This window comes from Pedobacter sp. GW456-11-11-14-TSB4, assembly GCF_059424425.1.
Genome location: NZ_JBWKZK010000002.1, coordinates 760178 through 780912, shown reverse-complemented (window position 1 = coordinate 780912; position 20735 = coordinate 760178). Strand labels below are relative to the sequence as shown.

The window sequence follows — 20735 nt, the reverse complement described above, 5'->3', positions numbered from 1 at the left end:
TCTCTTTTTCCGAATTATATTTTAAATTCCGAAAAGCAATTCCAGTAGTTCTTTTTATCTTTTCAGTCCCGTTTTTCGTTGCAATTTTTTACCCTTAAAACCCCTGAAGGGGATTTGGTAAAAAAGATTTCCACTTCAACCGGGTTTAAAATGCAAGTGCTGTGCAATTATTAAGGTCTAGGGGTATAACAACCATCCATAGAACTACAAGCTTAAGTTAAATAAACGGGATATATGTGTAAATCATTTTGTCATCCTGAGCCTGTCGAAGGACAAATGATTGAAACGTTTAGCCCGACTGACATCAAAAAAAGCTTCTGTCTCTGCTTTTCAAAAATTAATCAGACAAGTGAATTAGGTAAGTTTCGGTCGGTGAGACACCGACCGATAGGCAATTTTTTCATTAGTCTTAAATAATCTAACAAAAAAGCCATCAAATTTGATGGCTTTTTAAAATTTATAGCAAGAATTAAATTTTTAAGACTTCCTAGGCTTTGCGCTCATATAAAATGTAAGTTTTCCACCAGAGGTGATATCATTATGCTTAATAAAAGGTTTTGTAATTTCCTTCCCATTCAATAAAACCTTTTGCACGTAAACATTTTTATCACTTTGATTAATTGCTTCAACATTAAATGTTTTACCATTCTCTAAAGTTAGACTTGCATTTTTAACACCTGGAGAGCCTAAAGCATATTCATCGCCGCCTGGTGAAACCGGATAAAAACCTAAAGAAGAGAACATATACCATGCACTCATTTGTCCACAATCATCATTGCCCCCTAAACCATCTGGTGTAGGTTTATATTGCATTTTTAATATTTTACGAATTTGAGCTTGAGCCTTATAAGCTTGGTCTGTCCAGTTGTAAAAATAAGCTACATGATGTGCAGGCTCATTTCCATGAACATAACCACCAATAATTCCTTCGCGAGTAATATCTTCTGTATCTGCAAAAAATTCGTCAGGCAAATGCATAGTGAATAAGGTATCTAAACGAGCTGCAAATTTCTTTTTACCACCCATTTGCATCATCAACGCCGTTGGATCATGAGGAACAAAGAAACTATAATTCCAGCTATTTCCTTCAATAAACCCTTGTCCATGCGTATTTAAAACATCAAAATCTTTTTTAAAAGTTCCATCCGCTAACCTTGGTCTCATGAAGCCGATTGATGGATCAAAATTATTTTTCCAGTTGCCAGAACGTTTAATAAATTCTTGGTAAACATCTTCTCGATTTAGTTTTTTAGCCAATTGAGCAATACACCAATCATCATAAGCGTACTCTAACGTATTTGAAACAGAAACGCCACTTTTTTCTGCCGGAATGTAGCCCATGTCCATATAATAACCAATTCCTTCGTAATTACGTTTCTTAGCTGTCGCGATGCAAGCATCTAAAGCTGCGTTTGGATCGCCATTATAAACACCTTTTATAATCGCATCTGCAATTACAGAAACACTATGGTAACCACTCATACACCAGTTATCATTTGCATAATGTGACCAAATTGGTAACATTTTTAATGAATTTTGCTCGTAGTGCGCCATCATCGATTTTACCATATCGTTGCTACGAGCTGGCTGCATAATGTTAAAAAATGGATGCAAAGCTCGGTAAGTATCCCACAAAGAAAACGTGGTATAGTTTGTAAAACCATTTGCAGTATGCACATCCTGATCTAAACCCTTATATTGCCCATTAACATCCATGTAAGTGGTTGGGTTAATAAAGGCATGGTACATTGCTGTGTAGAAATTTATTTTATCATCTTCAGCAGCATCAATCTTTATCTTGTTTAATTCTTTGCTCCATGCCGATTGTGCTTGTGATTTAACTTTATCAAAATCCCAACCAGTAACTTCTGCACGCATATTTTGTAAAGCATTAGCCTGACTAACAGGAGATAGCGCAAACTTAATTTTCACTTTTTCTCCCTCGTTGGTATCAAAATCAAAATACATCCTTACTTTTCTGCCAGCAATTTCGGGGTGATTTCTAGTTTGATCAAACTTACCCCAGAAGCCTCTGTAAGCTTGCTTAGCATCATAATTTTTCTGTCCGTAAGATTTAAAAGGCTTAGAAAAACTCATCGCAAAATAAACTGTACGTGTACGAGCCCAACCGTAAGTTTGACGATAACCTGTTACTAAAGTATCATTAACCACTCGAACGTAAGTCCAAACAGTTTTTTCATCATAATTATAAATACCCGCCATTAAATCTAAAATGATATGGCTTTGATCAGATTTTGGAAAAGTATACTGATGAAAACCTACCCTATTGGTTGCTGTAAGTTCAGCTGTAATGTTATCATCATCCAATTTCACTTTGTAATATCCAGCCTCTGCTGTTTCATTTGCATGAGAAAATGCAGAGCGATAACCAGACTTTGTATTGTTTGCAGTACCCGGATTTAACTGCAATTTACCTTGAGTAGGCATAATTAAAAAATCACCTAAATCTGAGTGACCAGTACCACTAAAGTGCGTATGACTAAAGCCAGTTATTGTTTTATCTTCATATTTATATCCTGCGCAATACTTATACACGCTACCATTATACTTGCCATTTACTTCATAAGGAATGGTATCAGTTTCTGGACTTAATTGCACCGCACCAAATGGAACTGTAGGACCTGGGTAAGTGTGCCCCATTTTTTCTGTACCGATAAGAGGCTTTACATATTTTACTAAATTTTGCTGAGCATTGGCAAAAAATGAAGTTAAAATTAATGTATAAAATAAAATTTGTTTCATGTTTTAGTTTTGGGTTCAAAATCAAAAATCTAAGATATAAAAATTACCTTAAAACACTAACTAAAACCTTTTAGTAAATCAATTTTTACGATGTTGTATTTTACCAAGAGCGATAATATTGTATATTTACAAAGCGTAACCCATTTTAAATGCAGAACATTACCCTTCGTGATATCGCTAAAGTTTTAAACTTGTCTGTGTCTACAGTTTCAAGAGCTTTAACAGATAGTTATCAGATTGGAGACAAAACCAAAAAACTTGTTTTAGAATATGCAAAAGCGCACAATTATGTGCCCAATAGAATGGCTCGCGGACTTAAAGAAGGTAAAAGTAGATCTGTTGGAGTTGTAGTTTGTTCTATTGATAATAGTTTTGTTTCGCAAATGCTAGATGGTATTGACCTGTTTTGCACAGCTAATGATTATCAATTAATTATTATGCAAAGCAAGGAAAATTGTGAGCAAGAAAAAGCTTGTGTTAATTTATTGTATGCCGGTGGCATTGATGGCTTACTTATCTCTCCTACTTACCAAACAACAGATTTTGACTATCTAAAGAAACTACAGAATGATGGATTGCCAATTGTTTTATTTGATAGGCTAAGTGAAAATATTAATACCCATAAAGTTGCAGTTGATAATTTTAAAGGTGCCTACAACGCAGTTGTACATTTAATTGCTAACGGATATAAAAACATCGCTCATATAAATAGCAATAGTAAACTTAATTTGGCAACAGATCGTTTTGAAGGTTACAAAAAGGCGCTATGTGATCATCAAATTCCATACAATGATGATTTGGTGAAATTCTGTGATCCAGTTAATTTAACAGATAGCTTAACATTAGCCATCAGTGAGTTGTTTAATTTAGCGCAAAAACCTGATGCTATTTTCACAGCTACAGATCAAATAAGTACTCAAAGCCTTTCGGTTTTAAATGAAATGAATTATCAAATACCAAAAGATATAGCGTTAATAGGATTTAGTAATACTGATTTGGCAAAAGTGCTACATCCTGCTTTAAGCACTGTTTATCAACCAGCATTTGAAATTGGAAATACAGCTGCTAAACAATTGCTTAGTTTAATTCAAAATAAGAATGAAGTAACATTTGAAACCATTTTACTTGATACCGAGCTACAATCTAGAGCCTCTAGCGATCCAAACATCTAGTGTTTTTTACATTGTTCAGACTCCATCAATCATTTAATTAATCTAAAACCTGTATTTTTGCAACCTGATTTTAAGCAATGAGTAAACACGGAAGAATTTTGGTGGCCATGAGTGGCGGTGTTGATAGTTCGGTAGCAGCAGTAATGTTGCACGAGCAAGGTTATGAGGTAATTGGCTTAACCATGAAGACTTGGGATTATGCTACATCCGGCGGTAGCAGTAAAGAAACTGGTTGTTGCAGTCTAGATAGCATAAACGATGCCCGTACTTTGGCTGTAAATTATGGTTTCCCACACTATATCTTAGATATCCGTGATGAATTTGGCGATTTTGTCATCGACAATTTTGTTGATGAATATTTAGCAGGTAGAACACCAAATCCATGTGTTTTATGTAATACCCACATCAAGTGGGAAGCTTTATTGAAACGTGCCAACAAATTAGATTGCGAATTTATCGCCACTGGCCATTATGCAAATATCCGCCAGCAAAATAGTGGTAGGTATGTGATTTCTAAAGGTAAAGACGAAAACAAAGATCAATCTTATGTGCTTTGGGGTGTTTCTCAAGAAAATTTATCTCGTACTAAATTCCCGTTAGGCAGTTTCGCAAAGGCGGATATCCGTCAGATGGCATTAGATATGGGACAAGAAGAACTTGCAAAAAAATCAGAGAGTTACGAAATTTGTTTTGTACCTGATAATGACTACCGAGCGTTTTTAAAACACAAAGTAGAAGATTTAGAAGACAGAGTTGCGGGTGGAAATTTCATCAATAGTCAGGGAATGATTATTGGTCAGCATAAAGGATATCCATTTTATACCATTGGCCAGCGTAAAGGTTTAGGTGTTGCTTTTGGCGAACCGATGTTCGTTACGCAGATTTTACCCGAAAGCAATACTGTTGTTTTAGGCAGAGCCGATGAATTAGAACGTAAAGAAGCGATGGTAAGAAACATTAACTTGGTTAAATATGAAAACATTTACGAACCTATGGATAATGTAATTACTAAAATTCGGTATAAAGATGCAGGTATGTTAAGTACAATTGTACAAGAAAAAGACCAAATGAGAGTTGTTTTTGATCATAATGTTTCTGCAATTGCACCTGGTCAATCAGCTGTTTTTTACGAAGGTAATGATTTGCTTGGCGGAGGATTTTTAGTTTAACCCCTAAATCCCCGCCTCGGCGGGGACTTTAATATATTTCTCTAATTGTTGTTGGCTCCATCGACCATCGTTACGTTTAAATTTAGTTTCAGTCCTTTTCTCATCGACTAATAGGGTAAATACAGTCTTGTTATTACAAGGAATGAGTAATCTCCAATATTAAATATCAGTAGAGATTCTTCGCTGCGCTCTGAATGACAAATAAATCATAATGGTTGGTTTCTTCACCGACTATCAATAAATTTAAGCTCTAGTTTCGGTCGGTGAGACACCGACCGATAAGCTAAAAAAGACAGAATTCTCATCGCTGCGCTCACTCGAAATGACGAGCAAATGAGCTAATCATCAAGTCTATTATTAATTAAATAAGGCGTACCAACCTTCATCTTTTTGGCTTTGTAAGGCTCAAAATAATAATCAATTCTCCCTAAATTAATCCCTGCGAAACCAACTTGATTTATAGTTGTAATTTGTCCATCCAAATTTTTAACATCCTCAGGCACATCTAAAAAGGTATGGGTATGCCCACCAATAATTAAATCAATATTTCTGGTGCTTGCAGCCAAAACTTTATCGGAAACCGTATTGTTACGATAAGAATAACCTAAATGTGAAAGACAAATCACTAAATCACATTTAAAATCATTTTTAAGTTTATTGGCAGTTTCATTAGCAATTGCAATTGGGTCTAAATATTGCGTTTCACCATAATTTTTTGGGTCCACCAAACCTTTTAATTGAATGCCTAAACCAAAAACACCAATTTTCAGTCCAGCCTTTTTAAAGATTTTATATGGCTGGGTAGCTTTAGAGAGTTGGGTATTCCTTAAATCGTAATTTGCAATCAATACTGGAAAATTAGCATTAGGCAATTGTTTGTAAAAGCCTTCTACCCCATTATCAAAATCATGGTTACCCAAAGTTGTAGCATCATACTGCATTTGGCTCATTAACTTCAATTCCAATTCGCCTCCAAACTTATTAAAGTATGGTGTTCCCTGAAAAATATCTCCAGCATCCAACAGTAAAACATTTTCTTGCTCTGCTCTTATTCTTTTAATTAAAGCAGACCGCCTTGCAGTTCCACCCAAACCTTGGTTTCTTGAGCCATCCATCGGAAAAGGTTCTATCCTACTGTGCACATCATTGGTATGCAAAATAGTCAGTTTTTGTAATCGCCCATTGGCAAAAACAGCTAATGAATTAAGGCTTAAAGCAGCAGCAGCACTTGCAATACCACCAGCTTTTATAAAATTACGGCGGTTAATTTTTTGTAATTCTTCCATCTAATTTTGTGTTGATGCTTTTACCAGCAGCTTTAAAATCTTTAACTTCGTTTAACAGTGCATCACGAACCAATAAACCTATATTTTTTCTAGAAATGGGTGTAGCAAAGCCGATAGCATCATCTCCGCCACTGGCAATATAATCTGATGCAACTACCCAATAACTAGCATTTGCATCAAATGATTTTCCATTAATCTGGATATTTTCAGCCTGTTTATCTTTAATGTTAAACTTTAAACCACTTACCGGCTGTCCATTAGAAGCTGCAATGTAATTCACAACTTTTAAAACATCACTTCCTTTTAGGTTAAACATTACCAATTGATTTTCGAAAGGCATCAACTCAAAAATGTTTGAAACCTTAATTTGCCCTTTAGCAATGTCATTTCTTAATCCACCTTTGGTAGTAGGAAAAACAAAATCGACTTTAGGTTCTAACTTTTTTACTTGGTTAAAAACGGCATCCGCGAAAAAATTTCCTAGAACGGATTCAGGTAAACTGGAACTTTTTGAAAGAACTACTTCTGTTTCGCCAACAATCTCATTCATTTCTGCATCTAGCTTGGCTTTATAAGGCAAATATGTTTTAATAATTGTGCTATCAACAGCAATTTCGTTACTAATTTTATACTCTTCTCTGTTCGACTTTACTAACTCATACTTTGTTGTACATGAGCCTAATAGCGATAAGGAAAAAGCAACAGTTAAAATCCTGTTTTTAATATTCATGGAGGATTATTTTGAAGGCGCTAAGATAGATGGCTAATCGATTAAAAACAACATTAAATCGTCACTAAGCTGTTAGAAACAAAATGGAAAGACATTGCTATAAAAAACCATTTCTTCAATTATCTTTGCGGCTCATTTTAAAATACTCAAAAATTGATCGACGTAAATAACATCTCTGTATCATTTGGTGGCACAACACTTTTTAGCGATGTGTCTTTTTCTATCAACGAAAACGATAAAATTGCCCTTATGGGTAAAAATGGCGCAGGAAAATCAACCTTGTTAAAAATTATTGCTGGCGAAGGTAAAGCGACTTCTGGTCATATATCTGGCCCAAAAGAAGCTATAATTGCTTATTTGCCACAACATTTGCTAACACATGATGATGTTACAGTTTTCGAAGAAACCTCTAAAGCATTTAGCGAAGTTTACGTAATGCGTGATGAGCTTGAGCGCCTAAATGAGCAGTTGAATATCCGAACAGATTATGATACAGACGATTACATGAAGTTAATTGAGCGAGTATCTGAATTGAGCGAGAAATTTTATTCGATTGAAGAAGTAAATTATGATGCTGAGGTAGAAAAAGTACTAAAAGGTTTAGGCTTCTTGCGTAGTGATTTTACCCGCAAAACATCAGAATTTTCTGGCGGATGGAGAATGCGAATTGAATTGGCTAAAATATTATTGAAAAAACCTGATTTAATTTTATTGGATGAGCCAACCAACCACATGGATATTGAAAGTATTCAATGGTTAGAAGATTTTTTAATTAACTCGGCAAAGGCAGTAATAGTAATTTCTCACGATCGTGCATTTGTAGACAACATTACAAACCGCACTATAGAGGTTACAATGGGTCGCATATACGATTATAAAGCGAAGTATACACATTACCTACAATTACGCAAAGAACGTCGTGAGCACCAGTTAAAAGCTTATGAGGAGCAACAACGTTTTATTGCCGACAACCAAGAATTTATAGATCGTTTTAAAGGCACCTATTCTAAAACATTGCAGGTGCAATCTCGAGTTAAGATGCTAGAGAAATTAGAAGTGATAGAAATTGATGAAGTTGATAATTCTGCTTTACGTTTAAAATTTCCACCCTCTCCTCGATCTGGAAGTTACCCTGTAATGGTTGAGGAATTAACCAAAGCTTATGGAGATCATGTTGTTTTTGAAAAAGCAAATATGGTTATTGAACGCGGACAGAAAGTTGCTTTTGTTGGTAAAAACGGTGAAGGTAAATCGACCATGATTAAAGCTATAATGGGCGAGATTGATTTTGAAGGCGAATTAAAAGTTGGTCACAATGTGAAGATCGGCTATTTCGCTCAAAATCAAGCAGCTTTGCTTGATGGGGAATTAACTGTTTTTGATACCATTGATCAAATTGCCATAGGCGATGTTCGCGTAAAGATTAAAGATTTATTGGGTGCTTTTATGTTTAGTGGCGATGATACCACCAAAAAAGTTAAAGTATTATCTGGCGGAGAAAAAACGCGTTTAGCCATGATTAAACTTTTATTGGAGCCAGTTAATGTTTTAATTCTGGATGAGCCAACAAATCATTTAGACATGAAAACTAAGGATATCATTAAAGACGCACTAAAAGACTTCGATGGAACTTTAATTCTAGTTTCTCACGACAGAGATTTTTTAGACGGCTTAGCAGAAAAGGTATTTGAATTTGGTAATAAACGTGTACGCGAACATTTTGAAGATATCAAAGGTTTCTTAGCCTATAAAAAGATGGCTAGTTTAAAGGAGATTGAGAAGTAGAAAATGAAGTTCGTCCTTTCGAACGAGGTTTTTCACCGAGGAGAAATCTATTTGTTACAGATAAATTAGATATCTCCTCGCTGCGCTGCGTTCGATATGACGAGCCTATCGGATACCGTCATTCCCGCGAATGCGGGAATCGTAAAGCGTTTGCTACAATTTGCCTTTTATAGCATTACGATTGCCAGTAGAGCTGGCAATGACGAGAGTTTTTATAACTGCTGCCCAAAAGTTTTGCTCAACATCTCGTACAACCCTGGATGTTTGTCTTTCAAAATTTCTGGTTGCTCAAAGAAATACTCAGAAACAACTGCAAAAAACTCAGCTTCATTAGTCAATGCATAAGGATTGATATCAGATTTATCATCTTCAATTTCAGCAATTTTTTCATGCATCAGTTTTACCCAGGGTAAAGTATATTCATGTGCCAATAAATTAGATGGAATGCCATCTACTGCACCATCAGATTTATCTAAAAGATGAACAAACTCATGTATGCCAGTATTTTCTTTACCTGCACTTTTAGAAAAACCATGGCGCAATGCGCTTAATGACAAAATCATTTGCCCATTCATAAAACCACTACCAACCATACCCATAATATTTCTATCGCCACCTTCAAACTGAAAATCTTTATTAAAAGTATCGGGGTACAACAACACGTTTGTTAAATTTTTGTACTCCCAATCGTCAAATCCAAATATGGGGATAACTGCACTAGCTGCAACTAATAATCGATCTAAAGGCGTTAACGCTAATCCTACACCTTCAATTTTAACAATAGCCAAAAAGTGGGCAACCTTTTTTTCAAACAATTTTTTTTTTTCGCCATCAAGGCGGATATAAAAATCTACATTGTCGTTTAAAAGTTTTACATCAGCTTTGCTTAATTGCTCAACTACAACCTTTTTCTTTTTAAAAATGAAATACAAAGCAACGATAAAAACTGCCAATAATATTAACCAGGGTAAAATGTTCATCATCAATAATAACAAAAAAACCCAAAACAATTTAGCTTTGGGTTTCTATAAATATTTAATTCTAATTATAAATTTTGCACAATTTTATTGTCGAATGGCGTAGTAGCAGAACGAAATCTGTGTACCAATTGCCCTTTTTCATTTATTAAGAATTTCTCAAAATTCCATTTAATGTCACCAGTAAAATCAGGATTTTCTTGGCTAGTTAAATAAGCAAACAAGGGAGTAATATCGCTACCTTTAACGCTAACTTTCTCGCTTAATAAAAAGGTAACACCAAAATTCTTTTTACAAAAATCTTGGATCTCAGCATTTGTAGCTAATTCTTGTCCACCAAAATTACCTGCCGGGAAACCAATTAGCACTAAATCTTTACCATACTGTTTGTGTAATTTTTCAAGATCTTCATATTGTTTAGTATATCCACATTTAGATGCAGTATTAACAATCATTATCTTTTTGCCTTTAAATTGAGATAACTTCACCGTTTTGCCATCAATAGTTTTAATGCTGTAATCATAAACAGATTTAGGTGGATTTGGTGCAATCCACATTGTAAGTAGTAATAATAAGGTATTGATCATTTTATTTTAAGTTTAATTGTTTTAACTGCTAAGTTGGATGAAAAATCAGTTTAAAATCTCACATTTCCCATCTAACGTCTCAAATCTTTAATACGAAGATAGTTACTAAACAGATTTATTACCTATATATATTAGTAAGATTATAATTTTTTACAAAATAAATATAAATGCTATTCTAGCAGCATTAAGCAGTGTAAAAGAGCCATTTAAACTTCAAATTTGAATACTCTTTTTAAAATAATTCATTCATCAATTTTGATTTTAGACTTATTTATAGTTTTATTTGCAGAAAAACGTTCTGAATGGCAAAAAATTTACTGATAGTCGAGTCACCTGCAAAAGCTAAAACCATAGAGGGTTATTTAGGAAAAGATTTTTTGGTTAAGTCTAGTTATGGTCATATCCGCGATTTGGTAAAAGGCGATATGGGAATAGATATCGATAATGATTTTTCGCAAACCTACGAGGTGCCTGCCGATAAAAAAGCACTTGTTGCAGAACTTAAAAAATTAGCTAAAGGTGCCGAAATGGTATGGTTAGCATCCGATGAAGACCGTGAAGGGGAAGCTATTTCATGGCACTTATATGAAACACTAGGATTAAAAGAAAGCAATACAAAACGCATTGTTTTTCATGAAATTACCAAACCAGCTATTTTAAAAGCAATCGATAATCCGCGAACTATAGATTATAATTTAGTAAATGCACAACAAGCTCGTCGTGTATTAGATAGATTGGTAGGTTTTGAGCTCTCTCCTGTATTATGGAAAAAAGTAAAACCATCGCTTTCTGCTGGTCGTGTGCAATCTGTAGCTGTACGTTTAATTGTAGATAGAGAAAGAGAAGTAAATAAATTTAATGCTACTGCAGCATTTAAAATAACCGCACAATTTACTACTGGTAACGGAAAGGAAATTGTTAAAGCAGAATTACCACAGCGTTTTGATAAGGCAGAAGATGCAGAGAAATTTTTGCAAGATTGCACAAGCGCTGGTTTTGCAGTAAGTAAGTTAGAAGTTAAACCAGCAAAACGCAATCCGGCCGCTCCTTTTACAACCTCAACTTTGCAACAAGAAGCATCTAGAAAATTAGGTTTTTCTGTTGCTAGAACCATGCAAATTGCACAACGTTTGTACGAGAGTGGTAAAATAACTTACATGAGAACAGATTCGGTAAATCTATCTCAAACAGCAATTGATGCAGCATCGGCTGAAATTAGATCAGCTTATGGCGATAAATACCATCAGCCTAGAGTTTACAAAACTAAGTCTGCTGGTGCTCAAGAAGCTCACGAAGCTATTCGTCCTACTTATTTTAATCAACACAGCGTGGATGGGGATAATTCTGAGAAACGCTTGTACGATTTGATTTGGAAACGTGCCATTGCATCGCAAATGAGTGAGGCAATTTTCGAGAAAACTAATGTAAATATTAGCATCAGTACCAGAAAAGAAGAGTTATTGGCAGAAGGTGAAGTGTTGAAATTTGATGGATTTTTAAAAGTTTATCTTGAATCAACTGATGATGAAGATGACGATAATGAAAATAACAATTTATTACCTCCATTAGCAAAAGGCCAAGCTTTACACTTAAAAGAATTGGCAGCAACAGAGCGTTTTTCTCGTCCGCCTGCTCGATATACCGAGGCAAGCTTAGTTAAAAAATTAGAAGAATTAGGCATTGGCCGACCATCAACATATGCACCAACAATTTCTACGGTTCAAAATCGTGGTTATGTGGTTAAAGAAGATAGAGACGGAAGAAAAAGAGAATTTGCAAGCATGGTTTTAGCTAATGGAAAAATTAGCAAAGTGACCAAATCTGAAATAACAGGTGCAGAAAAATCTAAGCTCTTCCCAACTGATATTGGCGAAGTGGTAAACGATTTCTTAGTTGAACACTTTAAAGGTATTGTAGATTTTAATTTTACCGCAAAAGTTGAAAAACAATTTGATGAAATTGCGCAAGGTTTGCAAGAATGGACTAAAATGCTCCACTCTTTTTACACTCCTTTTCACAACGAAGTTGAAGATACTTTAGAAAATGCAGATCGTGCAAATGGTGAGCGTTTATTAGGAATTGACCCTACAACTGGTAAAAATGTTTATGCCAAGGTTGGCCGTTATGGTCCTTTAGTTCAAATAGGAGAATTATCTGATGATGAGGAAGATAAGCCAAGGTACGCAAGTTTAGGAAAGACACAATCTGTTGGTACAGTAACACTTGAAGAAGCACTTGATCAATTTAAATTGCCATTCCAATTAGAAGACTATGATGGTAAAGAAGTTGCCGTTGGTGTTGGTAGATTTGGACCATATGTAAAATGGGGAGATGCCTTTATTTCTATTCCCAAAAATGAAGACCCATTAACAGTTGACCAAGCCAGAGCGATTGAAATTATTGAGGAAAAAGTTACTGCTGATGCTCCAGTTGCTGAATATGAAGGTTTACCAGTTACAAAAGGAACGGGTCGTTTTGGGCCGTTTATTAAATGGAATAGCCTATTCATTAACGTGCCTAAAGCTTATAATTTTGATTTTCTATCTGCAAATGACATCAAGGAATTAATTGAGAAAAAAATAGAGAAAGAGAACAATCGTTATATACAGCAATGGGATAGTGAGAAAATTGCAATAGAAAATGGCCGTTGGGGACCGTTTATCCGTTTCGGAAAAGAAATGCTGAAATTGAGAAACAACCCAAAAACAAAGGCTAAATATACGGCAGAAGAACTGGCAGAAATTTCTTTGGATGATGTAAAAAAATTAATTTTAGAGCAGTTACCAAAAGCTTTTGATGTTAAGAAAAAGGCACCAGCGAAGAAAAAAGCAGTAGCTAAGAAGAAGTAAGTTTTCAGTTGGCAGTTGGGAATTTTCAGTTTTGGATGCGCAACTGCAATGTGGCAAACAAAATTAAATAACATTTGTCATTAGGATGCAGTGTAGTAGCTCTGCTGAAACGCTCACTAGAGATTCTTTTCTTCGAAATGTCAAAAAAGATTTAGGTTATGAAGGCAGATTTACCAGAAAATATAGTTGAAGATGTAGCCATTGTGGTGGCTTTAGTTGGAGATACACCAGAAGTGGGGAGTTGGACAGTTTATGTAGTTAACTATAAAAATGAACCCATCACCAATGTTTTAATAACATCTAAAGGTTATGGTGAAAAAGAGGGCAAGCAAGTAAAAACATCATTATTAAGACATTTTATTGGCGACTTGGCCGCTAATTCTTTTGCTGGTGTTGAGGCAATCGATCCTGCTGTATTTGGTTTAACAAATGAATATTGGTTAAGCTACTACATTGGTAGCAACATTTACGATAAGAAATTTATTTTTTTACCAGAAAGTATTGTAGAAAACAACTTAATAAGAGTACCTATATTGAATAAACCGGGTGTTATGATTAAGTAAATATTTAGTTTTGGGTGGCTTTAATGTTGTGTGTTGCACTGCTTTTGCCATATAAACCGTATTGAAGCGGCATCCTTTTTTTTGGATTATGTGAACAAACTTACGAAGTCTCTACTAACCGAAATAAGATACACTTCGTGGGTTTTCGGCATCAAAGCCAAAAAAAGATATAGCGTAAAGACGGACTACACTAACCTATTTTCCCTGCATTTGATTTACTAACAATCAACTTAATTGGTTGATAAATAATTTCGTTTTCTAACTTCTTTTTTGCCTAATTTTCATACAACATTTACCAATGTCATTTTGTATGAAAAACAGTCTAAAATATTCCTCTTCCACTTTTAAAAAATTACTTTTTGCTGCTGTAGGCATAGCTTCTGTAGTAGCAATTTATTTCTTGTTCTTTAACCAAAGGAAGGAGCAAGACAATCAAGCCTATGCCAAATACGTAGAATCGTATACTTCTGGTACCATATCTAAAAAAAGTTTTATCAAAGTGCATTTAGCTAGTTCGGTTAAAAGTTTAAGCGATTTAGGCAAAGCCGATGATAGAGACATTTTGGATTTTTCTCCGAATATTAAAGGAAAAGTTTTTTGGTTAGATCCGCAAACTATAGAGTTTAGACCTGATGAACCTTTAAAACCAGATCAAAAATACGAGGCTACCCTAAACTTAGCCACTATAACGACCACAGAAAAAGGCTTAGAAGAATTTAATTTTGATTTTAAGGTAATTAAACCTGGGATGAATTTAGTTCAGAAAGGATTGGTTTCGCAAAATAATACCTCGTTAACCTTTATGAAATTAAGTGGCGAAATTAATACCTCTGATGATGAAGATCAGCAAAAAATTGAACAATCTTTAGCTCTAGATTTTGATCAGAAATTAAAGATTAAATGGACACACGAGCCACAAAAGCATCGTTCTATATTTGTTATCGATAGTATTAAAAAAATAAATAAAGCTGCCGATTTAATTTTAAAATGGAGCGGCGAGGAAATAAATGCAGATGATGATAAAGGTGAAGAAAAAATTATTGTGCCTGCAAAAACGATATTTAAAGTTCTTGATATTAAAGCTATACAAGGCGCAGAAGATTACGCTTTAATACAATGCAGTAATCCGATTAATGTGGCACAAGATTTAAATGGCTTAATTTCTTTAGGAGATTTACAAGACCTCCGATTTACGATTGATGCAAGTCAAATTAAAGTTTATGCTCCAGATGAGTTGCAGGGTAATTATACGGTTAATGTTAACGCCGCAATTGTTGATATAGAAGATCAAAAACTGGAGACAAATAAAGCTGCTAACATTGTTTTTGAAGATAAATTGCCTTCGGTAACTATAGCCGGGTCTGGCACAATATTACCAAACTCTGGAAAATTGGTGTTGCCATTTGAAGCTGTTAACCTAAAAGCTGTTGATGTAACGGTAATTAAAATTTACGAAAATAACATTCCACAGTTTTTTCAGGTAAACAATTATAAAGATGGCAATGAGTTGAGAAGAGTTGCCAAACCAGTTGTACAAAAAACGATTAGATTGGATGAAGATAAGAGCGTAAATCTGCACAAGAAGACACGTTATACTTTAGATTTAGATAAACTAATTAAAACGGAACCTGGCGCTATGTACCGCATAACAATTGGTTTTAGAAAAGCTTACAATGTATATGAGTGTACTGATATGTCAGCATCAAATAACAACGATGGCGACTATGAGGATGATTATGAAGGTTATGGAGAAAAAATTGATGAGGATGATGATTTTTGGAGCAATTACCAAGATTACTACCCCAACAATTACAGATGGAGTGATAAGGATAACCCATGTACACCTTCGTATTACACCAACGAACGTTGGGCAAGTAGAAATCTTTTAGCATCTAATATTGGTTTAGTAGCCAAGAGGGGTAACGACAATAGCATGCTAATAGTAGCTACCGATTTACTAACTGCTAAGCCTTTAAGTGGAGTGAGCTTAGAGTTGCAAGATTACCAACGTCAAATTTTAACGACAGTAAAAACGGATGGTGATGGTTTAGCTATTTTCGATTTAAAAAGAAAACCATTTTTGTTGATTGCCAAAAAAGGAAGTGAGCGTGGTTATTTAAAATTAGATGACGGAAATTCTTTACCCTTAAGCAGATTTGATGTTGGTGGAGATGTTGTACAAAATGGCGTTAAAGGTTTTCTTTATGGCGAGCGTGGAGTTTGGCGACCAGGTGATAGTGTATTCGTATCATTTATATTAGAAGACAAACAGAAAAAACTACCCGCAAATTATCCTGTTACATTTGAATTTTTTAATCCGAAAGGGCAATTAGCTAAACGAACTGTAATTGCACAAGCTTTAAATGGTTTTTATACATTTAAAACAGCGACCGAAAGTATTGCACCAACAGGCAATTGGTTAGTAAAAGCAAAAGTTGGTGGAGCATCGTTTTCTAAAACGATTAAAATTGAAACCATTATGCCTAACAGATTAAAAATTAATTTTGATTTGGGCGGAAAAACATATTTAGGTAACGGTGCCTCATCGGGCACTAACCTATCTGCAAAATGGTTATTTGGTACTCCAGCACAAAACTTAAAGGCAAAAGTTGATGTAAATTTAAATACAACCGAAACGAAATTTAAAGGCTTTGATGGTTATTCTTTTGATAACCCAACGGTGAATTTCGAGTCGCAAATTAAAACTATTTTCGAAGGCACATTAAACGCCGCCGGCAACGCAACAATAAATACTAATTTGAGCGAAAGTGGCGCTGCACCTGGAGTTTTAAGAGCAAATTTTAGTACTAAAGTATTTGAGCCAGGTGGTAACTTTAGCATAGATAATTTTAGCATTCCTTACCATGTTTACAACAATTATTTAGGTCTTAAAGCCCCTAATGGCGATAAATTAAGCGGAATGTTATTAACTGATAAAGACCATAAATTAGAAATTGTAAATGTTAACAGAGATGGAAGGCTTTTAGGTGGCAGCAAAACCGTTAGCGTAGAAGTTTACAAAGTACAATGGCGTTGGTGGTGGGAACAAGATAACCAACAAAGCTATGCCAACTTTACCCAAAACGAATACAACAAGTTGATAACAAAACAATACGTTACATTAACCAACGGTAAAGGCAACTATACATTACGAATTAATGAACCAGATTGGGGCAGGTTTTTAATTTTAGTTAGAGACGAAAATGGAGGTCATACCACAGGAAAATCTGTCTATTTAGATTGGCCAGGCTGGGCACAGCGTGAGCAAGGAAACAATCCAACGGAAGCTTCAATGCTATCATTTACAGCCAACAAACCTAAATTTAATGTTGGTGAAGATATTACATTAACCATTCCGACAGGAGAAAATGGAAAAGCATTAGTTTCTATTGAAAATGGCAGCAGGGTTTTAAAAACATATTGGGTTGATACTAAAAAAGGACAAACACAATTTAGCTTTAAAGCCGAAAAAAATATGGCTCCAAACGTTTTTGCAAATATTACTTTATTGCAACCGCATGCCCAAACGCTAAATGATTTACCTATTAGAATGTATGGAGCAATTCCGCTAACAATCGCAGATCCTGAAACGATATTAAAACCAGTAATTAAAATGGCTGCAACTTTAAAACCTGAGGTAGAAAGTACAATTAATGTTGCTGAGGCTACTGGAAAAGCAATGACTTATACAATTGCTTTGGTTGATGAAGGTTTATTAGATTTAACCCGCTTTAAAACACCAGATCCGCATGCTGTATTTTATGCTAGAGAAGGTCTAGGGGTTAAAACGTGGGATTTATTTGATCAGGTTTTAGGCGCATGGGGCGGAAATTTAGAGAGAATTTTAAGTATTGGTGGTGATGGATCAGTTAACAGAAATTTAAATCCTGCTAAGGCAAACCGTTTTAAACCTGTTGTTAAATTTATGGGGCCATTTTACTTGGCCAAAGGCGAAAATAAAACTCATAAATTTACGCTTCCACAATATATTGGCTCAGTTAGAGCAATGGTTATTGCTGGCCAAGATGGTGCATACGGTTCTGCAGAAAAAGCAGTAGAAGTTAAAAAACCTTTAATGGTTTTAGCAACCTTACCAAGAGTAATTGGGCCTGGAGAAAGTTTTACTTTACCAGTTAATATTTTTGCCACCAATAATAACTTAAAAAATGTATCTGTTCAATTGCAAACTGCAAACTTAATTGTTCAGGGTGCAAAGGTGCAGCAGCTAAACTTTAAGCAAGCAGGCGAACAAATGAGTTATTTTCAGGTAACTGCTCCAAATAATGTTGGCGTTGCAAAGGTTAAAATTATTGCACAAAGTGGAAATGAAAAGACGGTTTATGATGTAGAAATGGATATTAGAAATCCAAATCCATATGTTACAAATGTGGTTTCGGCAACCATTCAACCTAAGCAAAGCTGGAGCATGAAATACGCACCAATTGGCATGAGTGGTACAAACTCTGGCTCAATTGAAGTTTCATCTATCCCTCCTATTAATTTGAACAAAAGATTAAGTTATCTAATTCAATATCCTCATGGTTGTGTAGAGCAAACTACTTCAAGTGTTTTCCCTCAATTGATGTTAGGTAAGTTAACACCACTTACAAACCAGAAAAAAGCCGAAGTAGAAAGAAATGTTAAAGCAGGTTTAAACAAATTAAAAGGATTTCAGACCACAGATGGCGGCTTAAGTTATTGGCCAGGTAATGCGAGTGCAGATGAATGGGGAACAAACTATGCTGGTCATTTCTTAATCGAGGCCCAAAATGCAGGTTACACTTTACCTGCCGGGATGTTTGATGAATTAATTCGTTACCAAAAAACTAAAGCGAACAATTGGGTACCAAACTCAGAGAATTTTTATGGTGGAGACATTAGTCAGGCATATCGTTTGTATGTTTTGGCATTAGCCAAAAAACCAGAAATGGCGGCCATGAATAGATTGAGAACTTTTGAATATCTGTCGGTTGCAGCAAAATGGCGTTTAGCAGCTGCTTATCAACTTGCTGGCCAAGCTGCTGCAGCAAGTGGATTAATTAATGGCTTAGAGCAAAAAGTTAAACCTTATAATCAATTAAGCGGCACCTATGGCTCTGATTTAAGAGATGAAGCAATGATTATGGAAACATTGACCTTGATGGGCAAAAAAAGTCAAGCTGCGCAATTGCTAACTAAAGTTGCAGCAAGATTAGGTCAAGATACCTGGTATAGTACACAAACAACAGCCTACAGTTTACTGGCCATAGCCAAATTTTGTGGTCAAAATAGTTCATCTAATAAACTACAGTACAACTTTATTTTGGATGGTGCAAAGGGAAACACAAATAGCGAGCAGTATTTAAACACAACCGCTTTAACATTTAAGAACAACACCGCAAGCATTACAAATACCGGTAAAAACGTACTTTTTGTTAGGTTAATTTTACAGGGTCAGCCAATTGCAGGTCAAAACAACTTTTTACCAAACAATGCTGATGTTTTAGATATGAGTGTTGCCTATAAAACATTAAATGGTAGAAATTTAGATCCTTCGAGTTTAAAACAAGGAACTGATTTTTATGCAGAGGTAACAGTGAAAAATCCTGGTAAGATGGGTTTCTATGAGCAAATGGCATTAACTCAAATTTTCCCATCTGGTTGGGAAATCATAAACACTAGATTAAGTGACAACGAAGGTGCTCTAACTTCAGCTCCTTACACTTATCGCGATGTTAGGGATGACAGAGTATTTACTTATTTCAATATTCGCGAAAATGAAACGTTAATTTATCGCGTGTTGTTAAATGCATCATACATTGGTAAATATTATTTATCTGCTGTGCAGTGTGAAGCAATGTATAATAATAATATTAGCGCTACACAAGCGGGCAAGTGGGTACAAGTGGTGAAATAGGTTGAGTTTATAGATCCAATAAATAATTTACATGAATAATTCAGAAATAGTAAACTTTATAAGGCTTAATTCAAATGAAACTATTAAAGAGTATAACGATAGATTACTTACTAAACTTGAAGATATCTCAAAAATGATCAATTGGATAAGTATATCTATTATATTACTAGTAACTCTTTATTATTTTTTATCATCATCAATAATTACCCAAGTTGAATTGGGTGTCTTAAAATTCAATAAAATTGATGTCGTATCAATTATAATTCCACCACTATTTATATTATCTATGCTGTGGTATTTAATTGTTAGTGCTCATAAAGCAGAACTTGAGCACTTTTCAAAAGTATTATGCAACTTTTTATTTAGCGTACCAAACATTACAACAAATGATTTCTTACCTGGGGAATTTAATTTTTATTCAAGAATTTATTTGCCGTTTTCCCATTGGAGAGAACTTGAAAAAACTACTAGAGAAAAATGGTCGATTTTAAATGGCTTATTTATCCTTCCACTCACTTTAGTCGTATTTTTGCCCTTTTATTTTGCTGGAGATATGATTTTAGATTTATATGAATTGAAAAACTTATCATTAATTGGAAAGATATCTTTTTATACTACTTCATATTTGATTGCCTATACCCTTTTCTATTTTTTTAGAAATATGAAGATAAACTTATCAAAAAAAGCAGAGAATGAGTTTATAGCTAATCAAGTTATTGAAGAGATTAGATTGAATGAGCTAAAAAAATAATAATTTTTAAAGAGTATATTTTGATGTATTTTTCCTAATAGATTTAAACTACAATCTTGGCTTAATATTAACCATTAAAAATCGAATAAAATCTAAAAGAAGTAACTATTTTCCATTACGACTGATTTATTTATATTCTTCCGTCAGATTTTATGAATTTGGTGATAACAGATTTGAATTTTTGAAAGTTTTAAGACTTGAGTTTAA

At 34.6% G+C, this 20735-nt stretch carries 12 protein-coding genes; 7 read left to right on the top strand and 5 right to left on the bottom strand.

Annotation, left to right across the window (positions count from 1 at the left end; translation table 11 throughout):
- Positions 1-477 precede the first annotated feature (477 nt).
- Entirely contained in the window at positions 478-2763 is a 2286-nt protein-coding gene (locus AC07XU_RS10775) for a GH92 family glycosyl hydrolase (protein ID WP_494943656.1), read from the bottom strand.
- 149 nt (positions 2764-2912) lie between these two features.
- Here AC07XU_RS10775 and AC07XU_RS10770 point away from each other — a divergent pair, with 149 nt between their 5' ends.
- Entirely contained in the window at positions 2913-3935 is a 1023-nt protein-coding gene (locus AC07XU_RS10770; protein WP_494943655.1) for a LacI family DNA-binding transcriptional regulator, read from the top strand.
- Positions 3936-4012: 77 nt separating this feature from the next.
- Positions 4013-5104: a tRNA 2-thiouridine(34) synthase MnmA gene (gene mnmA / locus AC07XU_RS10765; RefSeq protein WP_494943654.1), complete on the top strand. Its 1092-nt coding sequence runs from the start codon at positions 4013-4015 to the stop codon at positions 5102-5104.
- Between the two features lie 338 nt (positions 5105-5442).
- Here mnmA and AC07XU_RS10760 read toward each other — a convergent pair whose 3' ends face one another.
- Together AC07XU_RS10760 and AC07XU_RS10755 are read right to left on the bottom strand one after the other, a co-directional pair.
- Positions 5443-6390 (bottom strand): bifunctional metallophosphatase/5'-nucleotidase, encoded by a 948-nt coding sequence (locus AC07XU_RS10760; protein ID WP_494943653.1) that lies wholly within the window; start codon positions 6388-6390, stop codon positions 5443-5445.
- Positions 6368-7120 (bottom strand): 5'-nucleotidase C-terminal domain-containing protein, encoded by a 753-nt coding sequence (locus AC07XU_RS10755; RefSeq protein WP_494943652.1) that lies wholly within the window; start codon positions 7118-7120, stop codon positions 6368-6370. The genes AC07XU_RS10760 and AC07XU_RS10755 overlap by 23 nt, the downstream gene beginning before the upstream one ends.
- Positions 7121-7273: 153 nt before the next feature.
- Between AC07XU_RS10755 and AC07XU_RS10750 the strand changes: the two genes are divergently transcribed.
- Positions 7274-8905 carry an ABC-F family ATP-binding cassette domain-containing protein gene (locus tag AC07XU_RS10750; RefSeq protein WP_494943651.1) on the top strand — a complete coding sequence of 544 codons (1632 nt, stop codon included), beginning with the start codon at positions 7274-7276 and terminating at the stop codon, positions 8903-8905.
- Between the two features lie 212 nt (positions 8906-9117).
- On the opposite strand, the gene AC07XU_RS10745 is transcribed toward AC07XU_RS10750, so the two are convergent.
- Complete coding sequence (locus tag AC07XU_RS10745; protein ID WP_494943650.1) at positions 9118-9888, bottom strand: M90 family metallopeptidase; 771 nt, start codon at positions 9886-9888, stop codon at positions 9118-9120.
- 62 nt (positions 9889-9950) lie between these two features.
- A complete protein-coding gene (locus AC07XU_RS10740; RefSeq protein ID WP_494943649.1) occupies positions 9951-10469 on the bottom strand; it encodes a glutathione peroxidase in 519 nt (172 codons plus the stop codon).
- Between the two features lie 302 nt (positions 10470-10771).
- On the opposite strand from AC07XU_RS10740, the gene topA reads away from it, so the two are divergent.
- The 4 genes from topA to AC07XU_RS10720 all read left to right on the top strand — a co-directional run bounded on the left by topA (position 10772) and on the right by AC07XU_RS10720 (position 20528).
- Positions 10772-13318, top strand: coding sequence for a type I DNA topoisomerase (gene topA / locus AC07XU_RS10735; RefSeq protein WP_494943648.1), 2547 nt, complete (start codon positions 10772-10774; stop codon positions 13316-13318).
- A 158-nt stretch (positions 13319-13476) separates the two neighbouring features.
- Positions 13477-13881 carry a hypothetical protein gene (locus AC07XU_RS10730; RefSeq protein ID WP_494943647.1) on the top strand — a complete coding sequence of 135 codons (405 nt, stop codon included), beginning with the start codon at positions 13477-13479 and terminating at the stop codon, positions 13879-13881.
- Positions 13882-14191: 310 nt separating this feature from the next.
- Positions 14192-19777 carry an alpha-2-macroglobulin family protein gene (locus tag AC07XU_RS10725; RefSeq protein WP_494943646.1) on the top strand — a complete coding sequence of 1862 codons (5586 nt, stop codon included), beginning with the start codon at positions 14192-14194 and terminating at the stop codon, positions 19775-19777.
- A 31-nt stretch (positions 19778-19808) separates the two neighbouring features.
- Entirely contained in the window at positions 19809-20528 is a 720-nt protein-coding gene (locus AC07XU_RS10720; protein WP_494943645.1) for a hypothetical protein, read from the top strand.
- The last annotated feature ends 207 nt before the right edge of the window (positions 20529-20735 follow it).